General features: G+C 38.8%; 18 protein-coding genes and 1 pseudogene. 2 read left to right on the top strand and 17 right to left on the bottom strand.

From position 1 onward, the window contains the following. Window positions 1–47 precede the first annotated feature (47 nt). From cysC to N8M93_RS13520, 11 genes are all read right to left on the bottom strand, one after another. A complete protein-coding gene (cysC, locus tag N8M93_RS13570; protein WP_261132656.1) occupies window positions 48–665 on the bottom strand; it encodes an adenylyl-sulfate kinase in 618 nt (205 codons plus the stop codon). 14 nt (window positions 666–679) lie between these two features. Then, window positions 680–2,449 carry an SLC13 family permease gene (locus N8M93_RS13565; RefSeq protein ID WP_261132654.1) on the bottom strand — a complete coding sequence of 590 codons (1,770 nt, stop codon included), beginning with the start codon at window positions 2,447–2,449 and terminating at the stop codon, window positions 680–682. Window positions 2,450–2,454: 5 nt separating this feature from the next. Then, entirely contained in the window at window positions 2,455–3,594 is a 1,140-nt protein-coding gene (sat, locus tag N8M93_RS13560) for a sulfate adenylyltransferase (protein WP_261132652.1), read from the bottom strand. A 5-nt stretch (window positions 3,595–3,599) separates the two neighbouring features. Beyond that, complete coding sequence (locus N8M93_RS13555; protein WP_261132650.1) at window positions 3,600–4,637, bottom strand: glycosyltransferase family 4 protein; 1,038 nt, start codon at window positions 4,635–4,637, stop codon at window positions 3,600–3,602. A gap of 37 nt (window positions 4,638–4,674) precedes the next feature. Next, on the bottom strand, window positions 4,675–5,892 hold the full coding sequence (locus tag N8M93_RS13550) for a glycosyltransferase family 2 protein (RefSeq protein ID WP_261132648.1): 1,218 nt from the start codon (window positions 5,890–5,892) through the stop codon (window positions 4,675–4,677). A gap of 29 nt (window positions 5,893–5,921) precedes the next feature. Next, complete coding sequence (locus tag N8M93_RS13545) at window positions 5,922–6,665, bottom strand: glycosyltransferase (protein WP_261132645.1); 744 nt, start codon at window positions 6,663–6,665, stop codon at window positions 5,922–5,924. A gap of 23 nt (window positions 6,666–6,688) precedes the next feature. Continuing rightward, complete coding sequence (locus N8M93_RS13540) at window positions 6,689–7,585, bottom strand: NAD(P)-dependent oxidoreductase (protein WP_261132643.1); 897 nt, start codon at window positions 7,583–7,585, stop codon at window positions 6,689–6,691. Next, on the bottom strand, window positions 7,572–8,405 hold the full coding sequence (locus N8M93_RS13535; protein WP_261132640.1) for an SDR family oxidoreductase: 834 nt from the start codon (window positions 8,403–8,405) through the stop codon (window positions 7,572–7,574). Before N8M93_RS13535 ends, N8M93_RS13540 begins: the two co-directional genes overlap by 14 nt. Continuing rightward, on the bottom strand, window positions 8,402–9,388 hold the full coding sequence (locus N8M93_RS13530) for a polysaccharide biosynthesis protein (protein ID WP_261132638.1): 987 nt from the start codon (window positions 9,386–9,388) through the stop codon (window positions 8,402–8,404). Before N8M93_RS13530 ends, N8M93_RS13535 begins: the two co-directional genes overlap by 4 nt. Window positions 9,389–9,391: 3 nt before the next feature. After that, the gene (gene wecB, locus N8M93_RS13525; protein ID WP_261132636.1) at window positions 9,392–10,474 is read right to left on the bottom strand and encodes a non-hydrolyzing UDP-N-acetylglucosamine 2-epimerase; all 1,083 of its coding nucleotides are present in this window, start codon (window positions 10,472–10,474) and stop codon (window positions 9,392–9,394) included. A 124-nt stretch (window positions 10,475–10,598) separates the two neighbouring features. Next, window positions 10,599–11,378 carry a sulfotransferase domain-containing protein gene (locus tag N8M93_RS13520; protein ID WP_261132635.1) on the bottom strand — a complete coding sequence of 260 codons (780 nt, stop codon included), beginning with the start codon at window positions 11,376–11,378 and terminating at the stop codon, window positions 10,599–10,601. A 194-nt stretch (window positions 11,379–11,572) separates the two neighbouring features. Here N8M93_RS13520 and N8M93_RS13515 point away from each other — a divergent pair, with 194 nt between their 5' ends. After that, a complete protein-coding gene (locus N8M93_RS13515; protein WP_261132634.1) occupies window positions 11,573–12,640 on the top strand; it encodes a glycosyltransferase family 4 protein in 1,068 nt (355 codons plus the stop codon). A 78-nt stretch (window positions 12,641–12,718) separates the two neighbouring features. Here N8M93_RS13515 and N8M93_RS13510 read toward each other — a convergent pair whose 3' ends face one another. Genes N8M93_RS13510 through N8M93_RS13500 form a run of 3 tightly spaced genes read right to left on the bottom strand, consistent with a single transcriptional unit; the run spans window position 12,719 to window position 14,676 of the window. Beyond that, window positions 12,719–13,486, bottom strand: a complete 768-nt coding sequence (locus N8M93_RS13510) for a glycosyltransferase (RefSeq protein WP_261132633.1) — start codon at window positions 13,484–13,486, stop codon at window positions 12,719–12,721. Further along, window positions 13,467–14,408, bottom strand: a complete 942-nt coding sequence (locus N8M93_RS13505) for a glycosyltransferase (protein ID WP_261132632.1) — start codon at window positions 14,406–14,408, stop codon at window positions 13,467–13,469. Before N8M93_RS13505 ends, N8M93_RS13510 begins: the two co-directional genes overlap by 20 nt. Window positions 14,409–14,466: 58 nt before the next feature. Beyond that, a complete protein-coding gene (locus N8M93_RS13500; protein WP_261132630.1) occupies window positions 14,467–14,676 on the bottom strand; it encodes a hypothetical protein in 210 nt (69 codons plus the stop codon). Window positions 14,677–14,926: 250 nt separating this feature from the next. Here N8M93_RS13500 and N8M93_RS13495 point away from each other — a divergent pair, with 250 nt between their 5' ends. Beyond that, window positions 14,927–15,187: a hydrolase gene (locus tag N8M93_RS13495; RefSeq protein WP_261132629.1), complete on the top strand. Its 261-nt coding sequence runs from the start codon at window positions 14,927–14,929 to the stop codon at window positions 15,185–15,187. Between the two features lie 53 nt (window positions 15,188–15,240). Here the strand turns inward: N8M93_RS13495 and N8M93_RS13490 are convergent, their stop codons facing one another. The 3 genes and pseudogenes from N8M93_RS13490 to N8M93_RS13485 all read right to left on the bottom strand — a co-directional run bounded on the left by N8M93_RS13490 (window position 15,241) and on the right by N8M93_RS13485 (window position 16,685). Then, complete coding sequence (locus N8M93_RS13490; protein WP_261132627.1) at window positions 15,241–15,963, bottom strand: glycosyltransferase; 723 nt, start codon at window positions 15,961–15,963, stop codon at window positions 15,241–15,243. A 291-nt stretch (window positions 15,964–16,254) separates the two neighbouring features. Then, window positions 16,255–16,563 (bottom strand): annotated as a pseudogene (locus N8M93_RS22890) (glycosyltransferase); the annotation flags it as partial. Beyond that, window positions 16,506–16,685 carry a hypothetical protein gene (locus N8M93_RS13485; RefSeq protein WP_261132625.1) on the bottom strand — a complete coding sequence of 60 codons (180 nt, stop codon included), beginning with the start codon at window positions 16,683–16,685 and terminating at the stop codon, window positions 16,506–16,508. The gene N8M93_RS13485 and the pseudogene N8M93_RS22890, both read right to left, overlap by 58 nt. Window positions 16,686–16,976 lie beyond the last annotated feature (291 nt).

The raw sequence follows: 16,976 nt of genomic DNA, 5'->3' as shown, positions 1-16,976 counted from the left end.
ACGAAGGTCACCAGAAAACTGACGAGTAGGTTGGTCAGGAAACAGTATCATTTAACAAATCCATTTGATTTCTTCAAATAGCCGTTATTATATAAATAGTTCATGATCTGTTTTACACATACATTAGGTGTCATCATCGTCGTATCAACAATGATCTCTGGATTTTCAGGATGTTCATACGGATCCGAGATCCCTGTGAAATTCTTGATTTCACCTTTCAGCGCTTTTTCATATAGCCCTTTTGGATCACGTGCTTTCAAAGTGTCGAAATTACATTTCACATACACCTCGATGAATTCATCCTTATTGACTAACTTCCTGACAAATTCCCTATCTTTTCGAAATGGGGACACGAAGGTAGCTAGAACGACGATACCGGCATCTACGAACAACCGGGCAACCTCACCGACCCGCCGGATGTTCTCTTCCCGATCCTCTTGTTTGAAACTGAGGTCTTTATTCAACCCCATCCTTATATTATCGCCATCAAGTATATAGGTTGAGATATTATGTCGATATAACGCCCGATCCAATCGATTCGCAATCGTCGATTTACCAGAGCCTGATAACCCGGTGAACCAGATGATGAAACTTTTATGACCATGCAATAATTGCCTTGCTTTCTTAGGTACATCCTGATGATGCCAAAATAAATTTGAAGTCATGGATATGCACCTCCTTAACTTAATGGCCATATAACCGGAACGATGAGTAATGTGGTACATAAACCGATGATATTCAGCGGAACTCCTACTTTGATGAAATCACTGAAACGATATTGACCAGAACTATATACAAGTAAGTTTGTCTGATATCCAATCGGTGTTGAAAAACTTGCGGAAGCCGCTATTGCAAGAACAATGGCATAAGGCTCTGGATTTAAAGCCAATTCATTCACAAAGGATAAGACAATCGGGAACATGATAACTGCTGCAGCGTTATTTGTTATGATTTCAGTCAATAGATTCGTAATCACATAGACGACGATCAACAGAATAATTGGCGTCATCCGATCCACATGTGAAAAGACAAGGCTGACTAGATAATCAGCTGCACCTGAATTTGTCATCGCAGTAGCGATCCCAAATGCTCCTCCAATGACAAAAAGAATATCCCATTTGATCGAACCCATCGATGCATCAAATGTAGTCAATCTTAATAGAACAAGAAGGATGGCGGTTGTAATCGCAGCATGGGTAATCGGCACAAGCCCGAATGTGACTGATGTGATCATCAATCCGAATAACCAAACCGGAATCCAGTCACGGAAATTCACTTCCTTGTAATTCGTGTTGAAATCCATGATTAGAAGGTTTTTCGAATTCTGGTCCGGTTCAAGGGAATCTCTTGTTGTGAGGATAATCAACATATCCCCTGCCTTCAGGGGAATCGAACCGATTTTTTCATTGATTCTTTTACCGTTACGATATATAGCCACAACCACTCCACCATGTCTGGTCCTGAATTTTATATCACTGATCTTGGACGAAATATAAGAAGAGTACTGTGGAACTGTCGCCTCTATCAATTTGAATTCATCATGATGTTCAGCAAAATCGTATCTGGAATGTTCAATTGTAAGCCCTGACAACTGTTCTATTTCTGTTGAACAAGTCTCATCACCCACAAATAATAATCGATCGCCTAGATTCACCTTCTGTCTAGGAGAAATCGGAAACAACCATTCTCCTTGCCTCAAAATCGCCATTACATAACATTTACTAAGATGTCTTAATCCAGCGTCTTGAAGTGTCTTGCCAATGCCCCTGAACTGGTCAGTCACCTTTACTTCGACGATGAACTGAGGACTTTTGATTTTTGCAATATAATCTGTATTATTTTCGGGAAGTAATTTATAACCAATAAACAACATGTAAAGAAGTGCAACTACAAAAAAGGGGATCCCTACATAAGCTAATTCAAATAATGAAAATCCCGTATATCCTTCCTTTTGTAATAATGTATGGATGACAAGATTCGTAGAAGTTCCTATAAGTGTACACATCCCACCAATGATTGCGGCATAGGAAAGCGGGATCAATAATTTTGATGGATAGATTGAATTTCTTTCAGCCCACTTCTTTACAATCGGTGTAAAAAGTACAACGAGTGGTGTATTGTTCATGAAACTCGATAACCAACCTGTCACGACCATCATACGTGACATACCTCTTCTCAGTGTCTGTTTACCTCCAAATACAATGGTTGTTATTTTTGAAAAAGAAGGATGTTTCTGTATTGTATTAATGATGATGAATAAGGAAGCGATTGTCAGCACGCCTTCATTGATGAATCCTGCAAATGCCTCAGATAGGGTTATGACTCCGCTCCACATTAGAATCAACACTGCGCTAAGGACGACAATTTCGGTACTATACCAATTGGTCAAAAGGAATAGAAACATGATGCCAATAACAATGAATGTGATCCAAATATCCCCAATGATCAACCCTGTCAGTCCTTTAGCTTCTTATAATACTCAATCAAGATATCCACTACTTCTTTTCTACTGAAATACGGAGGTGGGGTCGTACCTTCTTTCAACATTTTCCTTACTTTCGTACCGGAGAGATGGATGTGGTCTTGTTTTGAATGAGGACAAGTTCTAAGCGATGTCATTTGCTCACACTTCTTACAATAGAAACTATGTTCTAAACGGATCGGCGTAATTCCTAGTTCGCTCATATCGAATCGATCAAATAATCGTTGTGCATCATAAGTTCCATAATAATCCCCGACACCAGCATGGTCTCTTCCAACAATGAAATGGGTACAGCCGAAGTTTTTGCGGACAATAGCGTGGAATATAGCTTCCCGCGGCCCTGCGTATCGCATGGAACTGGTGAAAACACCCAGGATATAACGTTCTTTCGGGTAATAGTTAGATAATAAGACTTCATAGCACTTCATCCGGATCTCCGCTGGTATATCGTCTGATTTCGTTTTACCGACTAGCGGGTGCAGGAACAGGCCATCCACATGCTCTAATGCAGTTTTTTGAAGATACTCATGTGCCCGATGAATAGGATTTCTCGTTTGAAATCCAACGATCGTCTTCCAGCCTTTTTTCTTGAATAATGCTCTTGACTCTTCAGGTGTAAACGAATTGGTTGGGAAGTCAGCGGGTATCCTCTTGATCATGGTTACTGGACCGCCGATATAATTCGACCCACGTTCAAAAAGAATTGCGACACCAGGATGTTCATGATCTGTAGTCCCGTATATGAATTCAGCTTCTCGTTTCAAATCAACTTGATATATTTCTTGGACCTCTATGAAGCCGTAAACTTCTCCCTCATACTCGAGTGCCAGCTTTTTTTCTCCCTTTAATTCAGCGAACAGCTCAGTGGTAATTGAAAGCGTGATCGGTATCGTCCAAATCTCTCCCGTTTTCAAACGCATATCCGTTAACACAGATTCATAATCTTCTTTTAGCATGAATCCCTTCAATGGACTGTATACGCCAGTCGAAATACACTCCAGATCAGTCAGTTCAGCATCAGTGATCGAGACTCTCTTTAAGTCTCGTATCGAGTTTGCTTGCAATTCATCAACTCTATCAATCAATTTCCCGCCATGGGGAACACTTGCCATCTCCATTACCTCCTTTTCATGAATTTGTTGATCGCGTTTTCAAATTTGTTTATGCTTCTCATCCATGTCCATTTTGTTGCTTCTTTTTCACCTTCTTCAGCTAGCTTTTGCCTGAGTTCTGGATTGTCAATAAGTGTGGAAACATGTTCGATGAGTCTGTTTTCATGCCGGTATGACAATAAACAATTCTCGCCATTCCTGCAATAATCCACATTTCCTCCAGAATAGACCGTTGCAAGAGCAGCGCCACATTTCATCGCTTCGAGGCCAGGTAAAGATGCTGTATCATAAGTTGAAGAACTGACAAATATATCTGTTCGATTCAAAATATCATTCAACTGCTTGTCATCCACTGGAGTGATTGAATTGAATAATCTGTTGGCGTGATACCTCTGAAGTGTAGGTGAAACCTTGATTTCATTTGGAGGAGAAATGATATTGAACAAAAGCCGTGGATATTTCCGTTTCAGTGTAGTGAACGTTTGCAATAGATACTCTTGCTCCCTATGCCATGAATACCCTTCTTCTTGGATTCTCAGGATTCCACTCACTTGAAGCCGTCTAGAACGGGGTCTCCTTAAGCCTGAATTTCTGAACGTGCTGCTGATACCTACGGGAACGATTTCTCCTTTAATACCATGATTCAATTGGATGATCTGTTGCTGCCACTGAGAGAGGACAACCAGATTTTTACTCGTATGATAACTCTTGAAGGAAGCTTCATGGTCAGGCAGGAAAACCGGTTCGTAACAAAGACTGATCCGAACGTGGATTCCTTTGCCAGCTCGGCTTGCCTCTTCACAAAGTGCTGTCATCGTATAAAAATTTGAAACGATTACGTCACTGACAGGAATATCTTCTAAAACCAATTGAGGTCCTTTCGACCTTATTACAGTGACATGTAGCGGGTATTCAATGACTGCTTCTTTCGGCATTACAACCGAAACATCATGACCTTTTACAGCAAGACCATTCGCAAGTTCCACTAACATCCTTTGAGCACCTCCCTTACAGAGGGTAAGAGCGATAAACGTTATTTTCATAAAATGATCCTCCTCTCCTGTGTTGTCCAGGCTTTATTCACAAATGCCATAATCGATTAAAACATTGCATGAAAGTTCGATACTTCGCCATCTTTTTCAGCTCTTGCTTTTCACTCATAAGTGCAGTAAATTCTTCTCGATCTAGCGGTGGATGTTGAAGGTTAGACAATAGCTGATCATCCCTTACCAATTGCCCAATTCGAACTAACATGTTATGAAAAGTACGTTTGATCAGGTGGTATCGGTCCGGGAAATGCTCACAAAAATCTTGGTAATTAATCAGGATTTGGTTGACTTCATGTAAATTGAAGGGCTTTGGCAAAAAGGTGAGGCTAATGATCATCTGATCGATTTCTCTATACGTTTCTTGGAATTTGTAATAATTCCGTTTTGATTCATCCTTTATAACTTGTGATACAGGATGCTCTTGATGATAACTGATCAGATTCTTGTCACTTAGGTACACCGCTCCATTTTTATAAAGTCGGTATCCCATCTCCAAATCGTCCCATCCGTATCCAGGATATTCCTCAAACAGCCCTACTTGTTCGATTGCCTGTCGAGATACAGATACATGGCCAGTTCCAAACAATTGCCAGGGTATCCGGTATTCATCTAGCCCAAAGCCATAATTGGCGATGATCGTCCTTTGATAAAACCGTTCGAAAGGACTTTGAACAGATAATGAAGTATACATTCCGTTTAAAATATGCATTTTATGGATCAGAGTGGTGATCTGAGGGTTCTTTTCGAAACGATCGAATTTCATTTTGAATTCCGATGATTTTCCTGTAACCTCCCTGCATTCCATTAGTTGCGCAGGTGAAAAATCCGGATAAAGGACAGAATATAATTTTCTTATACACATGATCCCCGTAAGAACAAGTTGGGGATGTTGCTGATGATGGTCGTAGTGAATTTTGAGAAAATCTCGCGGGACTATGATTTCAGCATCTAAGAATAGAAGGATTCTTCCTCTGGAAGCTTTTATGCCCCTGTTACGAGCTGCAGGTCTTCCTCTATTTTTCGTATTCCGCAATAGCATAAATCGAAAAGGAAAATTTCGATTTACGAGTGCTTTCGTTTGATCTGTTGAACCATCATCAATCATGATCACTTCGACTTTGGAGAGATCGAATTCCTGATTTTCAATGGAATACAAAGTTAGGAGATTTTGTGGAAACTTATTGTAAGTAGGAATGATGATACTGATTTCAATGTCATGATCTTTCCATTCAGATGTATTTATGGGCATAGGCTCACTCCAAAAGATCTCATTTTCATTCACTCACAATCTCGGTAATTTCCAGTTTCTTCACAATGGATCAATCGTGCTAACATCCCTTTATACTTTTGCTGGATCATTCGGATTTCTTTCCATTGTTCCTTAACATATTTTTTCGATCCCATCTTGTCATGGATACGATAATTCAATAAAGATTCATTCAAGACGTTCATTTTAAACTTTGCTGCCATCCGTATCCACATATCGTAATCCTGGGTATATTTCAATGTTTCATCGAACCAGCCCACCGAGGTGAAAAGTTCTCTTCTTAAAAGGACTGTACTCCCATTTACAGGACAGCTCTTTTGAAGTTGTTTCAAGAAATCGATTCTTTGGTCCAGGATCAATCCAACATCCTTTTTGTAGATTTGACTGGTTTCATCGATCAGGTTGAAATTGGTATATACCATATCGGCTCCAGTCGTTCGCATGAACGATACTTGTTTGTACAGCTTTTCGGGAAGGAATATATCATCCGAACTCAACCATGCAACCAGTTCTCCCTTTGCAGCCTGCATACCGGTATTCAGGGCAGTAGCTGTCCCACCATTTTCTTTGGAAATATAGCTGATCTGGTTTAAAAAGGGGTTGAGCAATGTCTTATGTTCAGAAGAACCGTCATCAACGACGATGATTTCGAATTTCCGATAGGTCTGTCGAAGGACACTTTGTATAGCCTGATCGACAAATGCACAGTTATAGAATGGTATAACCACACTGATTAACGGGTGTGAATGTTCCAACTTATTTCCCTCATTTCTTACTATTATTGTTTGGATTTATAGAAGCTAATGGTGTCCTCCAAAGAGTTTTGGAGTGAGTATTTCGGCTGCCATCCGAGTGAATGGATCGCTTCTAGATCGACCTTTATGGGTGGGGACTCTATTGAATGATCTTTGGTAACCTGTATCCGTCGTGGCGTTGCTTTAGCGAAGTGACTCATTAATTCTTCAAGAGTCCTGCTGTGACCTGATCCAATATCAAACTGACCGTCCTTACTTTTCGATGTCAAAATCAATAGGTATGCCTCAACCGCATCCCGGACATCGACGAAATCACATTGTGCTTTGCTATTGTGAAGGTGTACATGGATTGCTTCTTCCTGTTGTTCTGCAGCGACGATTTTCTTAGCAACCTTCGCACAAATCCCTGCTGAATTTCCAGGTCCAATCAGGTTGGTCGGCTTAGCCAATGCGATATCCATAGAAAAAAGGGTTTTCCACTCTTTCGACAATAATATCTGGAACGTTTTGCTGAGACTATAGGGGTGCGGTGGTCTTTCATGATTACAGAGGGAATATTGAAGAGCAGAACCGATAATCAATGTTCGGGAGTCAGATACATGTATGCGAAGCGCCTCTAACAGATTAAGGGTTCCTAAAAGATTACTTTCCATACATTGAAGCGGCGATTTCCAGGAATGGTCAGCATTATTGAATCCTGCCAGATGCAACACATAATCAGGTTTGATTTCCTTTACGGTTTTATCAATTTCACTGTATTTAGTCAGATCGCAGGCAATGTTTTTAGAATATGGATGTAGAATCGGATTCCTGCTGATACAAGTCACTTGCATCCCCATTCGGACTGCAGAATTCACTGCATGAATCCCTGTAAAACCCGAAGCGCCAGTTATGAGAATACGTTTCTCATCGATACGCATTCACTTTCATCCAATCTCGCAACTCCAAAAGCATTTCATCATATTGTGGAACTTTACAATCGATTTCCTTCCGTGTGTTCAATAAGGTGCGATCACATACCGCATCTTCAAAAGGATGGATGACGATATCTGTTTTATTGAAGGTTTTTTGAAACTTGAGAAGTAATGCATGTTTGGAGACGATTTCTGGAGCTGTAAGGTGGTAAAGACCGTTGATATCTTGTTGGATGAATGTATTGATCGTTTTCGCTAATTCTAGTGTGGTTACACCATTCCAGAGAACGTTTGTGTAACCATTCACCTCACCATCTTGTTTCATGAACCAGTTGAATAATCCTATTCCATCCTTCAACTCGGGACCGATGATGGATGTTCTGATCGTCACGTGCGGATCTGCCGTCACCTCTCCCAATGCTTTTGTCTTTGCATACATACTTGTACCATCTGGTTGCGCTGATTCTGAATAATTACCTTTCATGCCATCAAACACACAGTCCGTACTGATATGGATCAATTTTCCACCGATTGTTGAGAGTTCACTTTTCAGGATGTGCGGCAAGAGGCTGTTGACCTTTATGGCATCAATCGGATTCTCAGCGGCACTTTGATTCAAAATACCGACGCAATTGATGACAACATCGGGCTTTACCTTCTGGATTACATTTCTAAGGTTTTCTTCCTTTGTAATGTCAAGGTAGATCCCCTGTGGTTCTGACGGGCTGCGATGAGTGAAAGTAACCTCATATTCTGCCAAACTCTTTAAATAGTTGACGATCATATGCCCCGCCATCCCATGACCGCCTAAAACGAGAACTTTCATGACAAAAATCCACCTTTTTGCAGCATTTCCTTGATTTCATCTTTTGACATCAACATCTCATGGGAACTATAACTGTGAAGATCGATCTTTTTGAAATGCTGGTAATGTTCATTAAGATCTTTGATTTCAATAGTTGGCAGGATGACGAAATATTCTTCATCAAAGTATACAGTCGTATTGCTTTCATATTCAGAGAGCAGGATTTCATGCAATTTTTCACCTGGTCGAATACCAGACTCTTTGATTACAACCCCTTTTTTCCCCGAAAACTCAATCAACACCTCCGCCAAATCCATTATTTTGCATGTTGGCATCTTCATTACAAAGATCTCTCCACCCCTGCTTTCATCTGTTGCTTTGAATAATAGTTTGATTGCGTCTTGCAGTGTGAGGAAAAATCGGGTCATCCTTTTATCGGTGATGCCGATTTCACCCTTTTGTTGAATGTGACGTTTGAAAACATGGATCACACTGCCATTCGTACCTAGAACGTTTCCGCCTCTCACACAGACGAACTTTGTAGATGGACTGAGGACATTCGCATAAATGATCAGCTTTTCACCAATCGCTTTCGTCATTCCGTAGAAATTGGATGGGTTCGCTGCTTTATCTGTAGAAATATAGATGACTTTTTCAACATTATTTTGAATGGCTGCTTCAATGACATGTTGTGTACCCAGAACATTCGTCTTAAGAGCTTCATATGGCTGATGTTCGCAAATCGGTACGTGTTTTAGCGCAGCGAGATGATAAATGTAATCTACACCTTCCGATGCTTTTGCCAAACCTTGATACTCGCGGATATCTCCGATTATGAAATTCAGTTTGGGATTATACTCGAATTCATGCTGCATGTGGACTTGACTTGCTTCATTACGTGAAAAGATTCGGATTTCTTTCGGGTCTTTTTCAAGTAATTGTTTGACAAGTTCATGTCCCCACGAGCCCGTTCCTCCTGTAATCAATATCGTTTTATTTCGCAATGGTTAACGACCTCCTAATATGAATTGAACTACTTTTTGTGAAACTTGTTTCTCAAGATAACCAACTGGACATTCCCAGTTGGAATTATGGTTCACCATTATTGTGACAGCATCTAGTATTCTTTTTCGATCTAAACCTGAAATGACATTACTTCCGCAATCAACCGTTTCAGGACGTTCAGTACTGTTTCGGATCGTTACGGTCGGAACCTGGAAAATACAGCATTCCTCTTGCACCGTTCCACTATCAGTCAATACACAGAAAGCATTTTTTTCAAGACAGACAAAATCAAAGAATCCAAATGGATCGAAAAATCGGATGTTCGGATGATGGGTGAGATTTGATTGTTTTTCAAGTTTGGATTTTGTGCGAGGATGGATGCTGCAGATGATCGGCTTGTCGAAAGTTTCAGCAATCAAATTGAGTCCTTCGAAGATTTCGATGAGATGCTCGTCATTGTCTACATTTTCAGCACGATGGGTTGTCACAAGGAAATAATCCTTCAGTTCGAGACCTAATTTGGCCATGATCATACTGTTGTCGATATTCTCTCGATAATGTTCAAGGACTTCATAAATCGGATTTCCGAATAACATGATCTTGTTAGAGGGAACACCTTCCTTTATCAGATTATCGCGGCTGTTAGGTGTATATGGGAGATTATATGTTGAAATGGAATCGATCACTTTTCTGTTCTTTTCTTCTGGAACAGATAAGTCAAAACAGCGGTTTCCTGCTTCCATATGAACGACAGGAATGTCCATCCGTTCTGAAAGGATGGCAGTTAATGCACTATTCGTATCACCCAATACGAGAACCTTGTCAGGCTTTTCTTTCAATAATATATCTTCAATCTTGCCGAACATGGATGCTAATTGATTCCCTAATGATTGTTGCTGCGACTGTAAAATATAATCTGGCATTCTTAATTCTAGTTCTTTAAAGAAAATGTCACTCAGATTGTAGACGAAGTTTTGACCCGTATGGACCAAGATATGCTTTTCTGCCCACTGGTCAAGTTTCTTCAATATCAAACTGAGACGTATGATTTCTGGTCTTGTTCCAAGGATCGTCACGACTTTCATACAAAACCCCTTTCCTTCTGCTTTCATTTACTTAATAACCTATGACACGATCATAAGACGAGCATAGACATGCCCCTATATATCTCGAAAAAAATGAAAATAGGCTCAATGCCAATCTATCAGTTTACCAGTTCTCATCTTTTTCATATTTGAGGTCCACCAATAATTGACCAGCCTTTTGTTTGAATAATGCTTTTAGTTCCTCATCAAACTCATTTATCCAGCCGCCGATTTTCCCTTTACGGAAAGTAGGTGAAGTTTGAGGATTGATGTTTTGGATCATTTTTCCTACTATTATAGGTCTTGTAGAAGGGACAGGAATTTCACCCCACAAGAATTTCACAATTCTATGCACAGCTTGAATTCTGCTTTTATCCGTTGAAGTCAAGTCTTCGAATCGGACTGAAAAGACATCTGGCTTCGACATCCATGCAGAAAAGCTTTTGAACCATTCAGCCACATCAGGTTGATATCCCCATTTCTTTTCTGTAGGTTGCCCACCTTTTATCAGGAATTCAATTCGATCTCGATGGGTGAAATTTTCTTGTGTGAAAGTATCATAAAGTGGGTGGATTTTCAGTGTGGGAATGAAATAGGCATATGAAACGACAACATCCCTTGGATCACGATAAACAAAGATCTGTTTCATGTTTCTTTTATTGAAAAATGTCTCCCATTCTGGAGTATAGTAAAGGTGCCCATTCACGAATTCGTGGTTTGAAAGACTGTCCATCGCATTGAGTTTCGCTTCTGTCTGATAGTGTATATGGCCGAACATCCCTTTGTTGGGATCATGTTTCATGTAAGGAATCCCAAGAAGCAACTGTTTTAATAGATGGGTGCCACTTTTTGGAATTGAATTCAACAAAAAGGGCGGCAAGCTTTGATTATCAGGTGTTTTCAAATAAATCTCCTCACTTTCAAATATGAAGTAAAGTCTTTAACATCATATGAATGAAATCGTGGTCATGATTGGACAACTTCCCCCAAATTTCGTATTTTAGCCATACGTATAAGGCTTATATGTACAAACAATTCTGTTAGGAGGAACGTATAGTATTATGATTCTTAAAATCGATGAGAAAGAGGTTTAACTACATGAAAGTTTTGTTCATCTATTACATCTCCAGCGGAGGTGTCGAAACGTTGAACCGCCATAGAAATTCAGCCCTTACTAAAGCTGGTGTTGAATGTCACTTTTTATACAAAATGCAAGGAACAGGGCATCAGAACCTTAAAGATATCCATACATTCGTAATGAATAACCCGGTTGAAATTTCAAACCTAATAAAAAGGGAAAAATACGACATGATCGTCGTTTGTTCGGATGATAAAATGCTAGAACTGATTAAAAGGAGCGGCTACGGAGGAATTTTGATTTTTGAGGTGCAGGGACTTGGCACCTATAGGACCGCACACCGTTTTTTTGTTCAAAATAACCGACACATAAATCAGTATGCAGATGCGATATTGCTCCCAAAAACACAGCATCTGAGCCAGCTCACACAAACTTTTCTGCCTCAGTTGCCACGCTTTTCCTTCCATAACTGCTTTGATAGCAACATGTTTACACATAAGTCCTTTCAAAAGCCCCCATCACCGATCATTGGATGGGTTGGAAGAATCGAAAAAAATAAAAATTGGCAGACCTATCTTGAAATCGGGAAAAGACTGCTTCAAAAAAAGCACACGATCAACCTTTGGATGTTCATCGATGACACATTATATGAAAATTCACAGTACCAACTCTTTTTAAAGAAAATTAAAGATCCCAGTCTGAAAAATCACTTGATAATTTTCAAAAATATCCGGAATGATGTGATGGCAGACTATTATTCTAAAATTGCGGATTCCGGTGGATTATTATGTTCCACTTCTAAAGTAGAGGGATTTGGATATACACTCGTAGAAGCGATGAGTTGCGGATGCCCGGTATTGACAACCGATTCTGACGGAGTAAAAAGTATCGTGCAAGATTCCAAGACAGGTTTATTTATGAAAAATGGCCAGATTTCTGACGCGGTCAAGAAAGCAGAGCTTTTGCTTAGGAATAAACCGCTCCGACTTAAACTCACAAGAAATGCACTTGCAAATATCAAAAATAGGTTTTCCCTGGAAAATTATGCGACTGAGTTTAAGAAGATGTACAATAGCCTCAGGAAATGAAAATTGGGCTGTTTTCTAATAAAAAGACTGATACCAAAAAGACAATTAAAATCTTTTTGAATCAGTCTTTAACTTTCATTATTTAAAGTTCTTTCCATGCCGTCTTGGTGAATTCAAATTTACAAGTCGACTTATTTGATCACGGTATCTTTTTTTCACTTTGCGAATTTCAAGAGCAATCGCTGCTTTATGAACCCTAGATCCCATGCTACCGTGAATACGATATAACACTAATGGTTCAGGGAAATAATAGAAATCATGAACAAGCAATAACCGGAGCCAAAGGTCATAATCATGGGTGAAAGGCAGGGTCTCGTCAAATAAACCCGCACGCTTTATCACTTCTATATTTGCCATCACAGTACAGCCATTAATGATACATCCAGATCTCATTGCCCTTATGAATCGATATTTATCTGGTATGTTGACACCCACTGGATCACTTGTTATATGATCACGTTCATTCATCAATTGATAATTTCCGTAAGATATTACAGCGCCATGTTTTAACATGAAATCAATCTGCTTCTCTACCTTTTCCGGATGGTACATATCATCAGAACTCAGCCAAGAAAAATACTCACCCGTTGCATTATTCAACCCTGCATTAAGTGCACTTGCTGTCCCCCCATTAACTTTTCTTAAATATCTTACTTTATCTAGATAAGGATTAATGAGATCTTTGTGGATTGTAGAGCCGTCATCAACAACTATTATTTCACAATTTGAGTACGTCTGCTGTAAGGCACTTTTAATTGCCCGATCAACAAACCTGCAGTTATAAAAGGGAATGATAATCGATACTTTCGGTTTATAACGTGTCATTTTAAAATTTCCTTCCATCATTGAGAATCTTCCTAATACGTCCAAGCAACTGCTTTGCCCGAATTTCAGTGGTATGTCTCTCATGAATTAATTCCATACCTTTAGAAACAATACGACTTCTCTCTTGCTCATTTCGAAGATAGTAATTCGCTTTTGTAGCAAAATTGGCCTCAGTCACTTGTATAAATGTTTGACCATCAATAAAACCTAACGCTTCCAGTTCTTTTGAACCTGAAGCCAACAATAAAGTCCCACAAGCAAGTGCTTCAAAATATTTTAATACTGGGAAATGATAGATGGAATCACAAGTCAAAAATAACTTTGAACGATTTAAAGCTTCTGCATAAGAGTTCCCTGTGATTATCCCTTTTTTAGAAGAATTTACATGCCGATACCCTGGATGTTGAAAATAAGTAAAATCAGAAAAATTCCGATAGTGATTGTACATCTTAACTCTAAGGGGATAAAGGTGTTCAATAAGACTCCCTACCATTAACATATCAATGTCCCTCGGTCGTTTTTGATCGTAAAAAATATGTCCGGGAACATGATGGGGGAGCCAAATAATGCGATCGTTAAATTCTGGATACCATTTTAAGAAAGCATCTCTATATTGTACAAATAAATAGTTTATATTATTTTTACGATAATTTTTCTTACGTCTACCTGGAAGATAATGGAGATCATGAACAAGTGCTCCCTTTGGAATATTCACTTTATTGACTTGGTATATAATGGGACAATAATCCGGTTTATGATCATTAAATAAGATGAAATCAGGTCTAGGGGATAATTGTGCGATAATATCCGGCAAATTCCCGTCCTCATACCAATACGTCAAATTAGTATGTTTACTTAATTCTTCTCCCAGATAATAAGTACTTTTTTCAATATAGGATTGCATGAAACGAGTAATAAATAAAATGTTCAGTCTTCTTTTCATAGAAATCTCCTTTAGTAAGAATAGAGGTTGTCCACGGGAGACAACCTCTCACTTACTGTTAGATAATAACCGCAACTATATTTTGTGTTACAAGCATTATTTCACCAAGACCACCTGAGCCACCTTGGCTTACCAAAGTATAGTTGTTTCCCACATCTAAAATAGTCACATTTGTAAGAACCAAATCTGCATCATTATCTACCACTACAAGTTCTGTAACTGTTTTTCCAATTAAGGTTCTTAGGAAAACAAGTACCGTACTGGCCATACGCACACTCCTTTAAACTAGTTTTTGCACCAATATGATGCATACTTATTTGTATGTAAATTAAGGAGCATATGCTATGGACAATCATACACCTGCACAATAAATGGACTAGTGCTGACAGGCTATAAACCATTTTTAACTGAAGTAGGTCTTGACCTAATCAAAAGGACAATAATTGCAATATAGTATAGTAACCCTTTCTAATATGCATTTTGGGGTGCATACACTTTTTTTAAAAGGAGGAAACGAAATGAGTTTATTCGATAAAGGTTGCGGATGTAATAATGTTGCTGGTGCTAAGGACCATGATATGTGTGATGGATGTGTCTGTGATCAATTAAGGAATTTACGTGCCGGAGAAGAAGTAGACTTGATTATTGATGGAGTTGAATTCGCAGGCTTGACATTTACATGTTTTGATAAGAAGACATGTTGTGCGACATTTCTTGATGCCACATACCCGTTCATTGTCGACTGTCGTAAGGTCGATGCTATCCGTATCCTAAGCTAACTCATATTCCTTGATGTAAAAACCTGATTTGCAAATCAAATCAGGTTTTTTCTTTACAGAACATTAAAATCTGAAAGGTATGCTGCAAAATCATCAGTTGTAATGACATGTGTACTGAATCTCTTTAAATTTTGGTTTTTGATTTTCCAAGTATGATTATTCTCGAATTTTCGAATATATACATAATGATCCTTCGTTCCTGAATATATTGGAATGTTTTTCTGGATGCAGTCTTCACAAAATCCAGAATCCTCTCCTGTATTGCAATCCCGGAATGGAACCACGGTGTTGACACTTTTTTCAAAGAAAAGAGTTCCTCCCATAAGGACCTTCGGGTTATACATTTTTTCTGATTGTTGCTCTTCTTCGCGTGCATATTTATAGGGATTGAAAACTTGTAAAGTTTGGCCCTCCTCAAAATACATATATATCGTAGTTTTCCCCACAACTTTCGCATTGCTTTTTTGTAAAGTCTTCATGCTATGAGTTAGGTAATATTCAGTATAATAATCATCATCATCGAATTTTGCGATGAAATCGTGTTTAGCTTCCTTCACCCCAATATTCAAACATTCACCTAACGTAGTTTCCTCACTTATTTGAAGAAGCCTTATGGATGGATCATATATTGTTTGACTTTTCCATTCCGAAAGATTTAATGTGTCATTGTTCAGGATAATGATCAATTCTTTTTCTTTCCATGTTTGTCTATTATAGTTTTCAAGTATTTTAGAAATACAATTCTCCTTATTGGTACATGTTATAACGCTGATCAACGAATTATCCCCCCTCTTTTCTAGTAATATAGGGTTTAAAATCATCCGTATAGGAACAACCTCACAAACATTCAGGATAATGTCATTCTGGACTTTCCAAGTATGTGTGTCACTGGCTTCCTTACGTAAATAGACGAAATTCTCTCTGCCAGCAGAGTATACCCGGAAACCCTCCCTTACACAATCCTTACAGAATAATCTATCAACCTCCTCGGTCTGATTCCGAAACAGAACCTTGTTCAAAACATGACGTTTGAATACTAATGTCGCCCCTCCTACATACTGTTTACCGATACTATCCTGATCGTTTACATATTGATGTTCATTATTCGAATTGAATATAGCCAAAACCTTTCTTTCCGGCAGATATAAGTAAATTGTCGTTTTCCCAATGACCTGTGCATTCGTTTCCATCATTGTAGTTAATGATGCCTTCAAATAATCAGAAGTGTAATAGTCATCATCATCAAAGTTTGCAATTACATCATACTTCGCTTTCTTTACAGCGAAGTTCAGACATTTCCCTAAGGAAGAACCATCGGTCACTTGGAAAATGGAGACGTTTTTATATTTCTTTGCTTCCTTCTCCCATATCCCCATATCCATTTCATTTTGGTCAATACAATGATCAGTTCTTTTTCATCCAACTGCTGCCTTTCATAATTACTGAATACATTTTCAAGACAGGATTCTCTCCTCGTACAAGTAATGACTGATACCATATTTCCCCTTCCTGGCAGTAAAAGTTAATTTATCAGGTTAGAGTCAGGAATTCTTTTGAAGTGAAAAACAGCTTTTGAAACAAATTCCTTCGCCACTTTCACCACCTAAAAGATAAAAATTATAACACACTTTAGAATTAAGATATTAGACTTTATTTTATTTGTGCATATGTATACTCGATTATTTGTAGGGGTGATGGTCATAGAAAAGGATTTCAGAATAGGTATATCCCCTGAAGCGGGGCCTAAATGGAAGGGAAAGAGTGGAATAGGTCATTTCATATAGGAAGG

The sequence above is a fragment of the Bacillus sp. Marseille-Q3570 genome (assembly GCF_946151055.1).
In the GTDB taxonomy this organism is placed as follows: domain Bacteria; phylum Bacillota; class Bacilli; order Bacillales; family Fictibacillaceae; genus Pseudalkalibacillus.
The sequence above is the reverse complement of the archived record's forward strand: the minus strand, read 5'-3'. Positions and strand labels throughout refer to the sequence as shown.

Coding starts and splice junctions, on each gene's coding strand:
- N8M93_RS13495 (WP_261132629.1), top strand. CDS start 14,927: ATGAGTTTATTCGATAAAGGTTGCGGATGTAATAATGTTGCTGGTGCT.
- N8M93_RS13540 (WP_261132643.1), bottom strand. CDS start 7,585: ATGCGTATCGATGAGAAACGTATTCTCATAACTGGCGCTTCGGGTTTT.
- cysC (WP_261132656.1), bottom strand. CDS start 665: ATGACTTCAAATTTATTTTGGCATCATCAGGATGTACCTAAGAAAGCA.
- sat (WP_261132652.1), bottom strand. CDS start 3,594: ATGGCAAGTGTTCCCCATGGCGGGAAATTGATTGATAGAGTTGATGAA.
- N8M93_RS13555 (WP_261132650.1), bottom strand. CDS start 4,637: ATGAAAATAACGTTTATCGCTCTTACCCTCTGTAAGGGAGGTGCTCAA.
- N8M93_RS13510 (WP_261132633.1), bottom strand. CDS start 13,486: ATGATGGAAGGAAATTTTAAAATGACACGTTATAAACCGAAAGTATCG.
- N8M93_RS13500 (WP_261132630.1), bottom strand. CDS start 14,676: ATGGCCAGTACGGTACTTGTTTTCCTAAGAACCTTAATTGGAAAAACA.
- N8M93_RS13485 (WP_261132625.1), bottom strand. CDS start 16,685: ATGGTATCAGTCATTACTTGTACGAGGAGAGAATCCTGTCTTGAAAAT.
- N8M93_RS13550 (WP_261132648.1), bottom strand. CDS start 5,892: ATGCCCATAAATACATCTGAATGGAAAGATCATGACATTGAAATCAGT.
- N8M93_RS13515 (WP_261132634.1), top strand. CDS start 11,573: ATGAAAGTTTTGTTCATCTATTACATCTCCAGCGGAGGTGTCGAAACG.
- N8M93_RS13535 (WP_261132640.1), bottom strand. CDS start 8,405: ATGAAAGTTCTCGTTTTAGGCGGTCATGGGATGGCGGGGCATATGATC.
- N8M93_RS13505 (WP_261132632.1), bottom strand. CDS start 14,408: ATGAAAAGAAGACTGAACATTTTATTTATTACTCGTTTCATGCAATCC.
- wecB (WP_261132636.1), bottom strand. CDS start 10,474: ATGAAAGTCGTGACGATCCTTGGAACAAGACCAGAAATCATACGTCTC.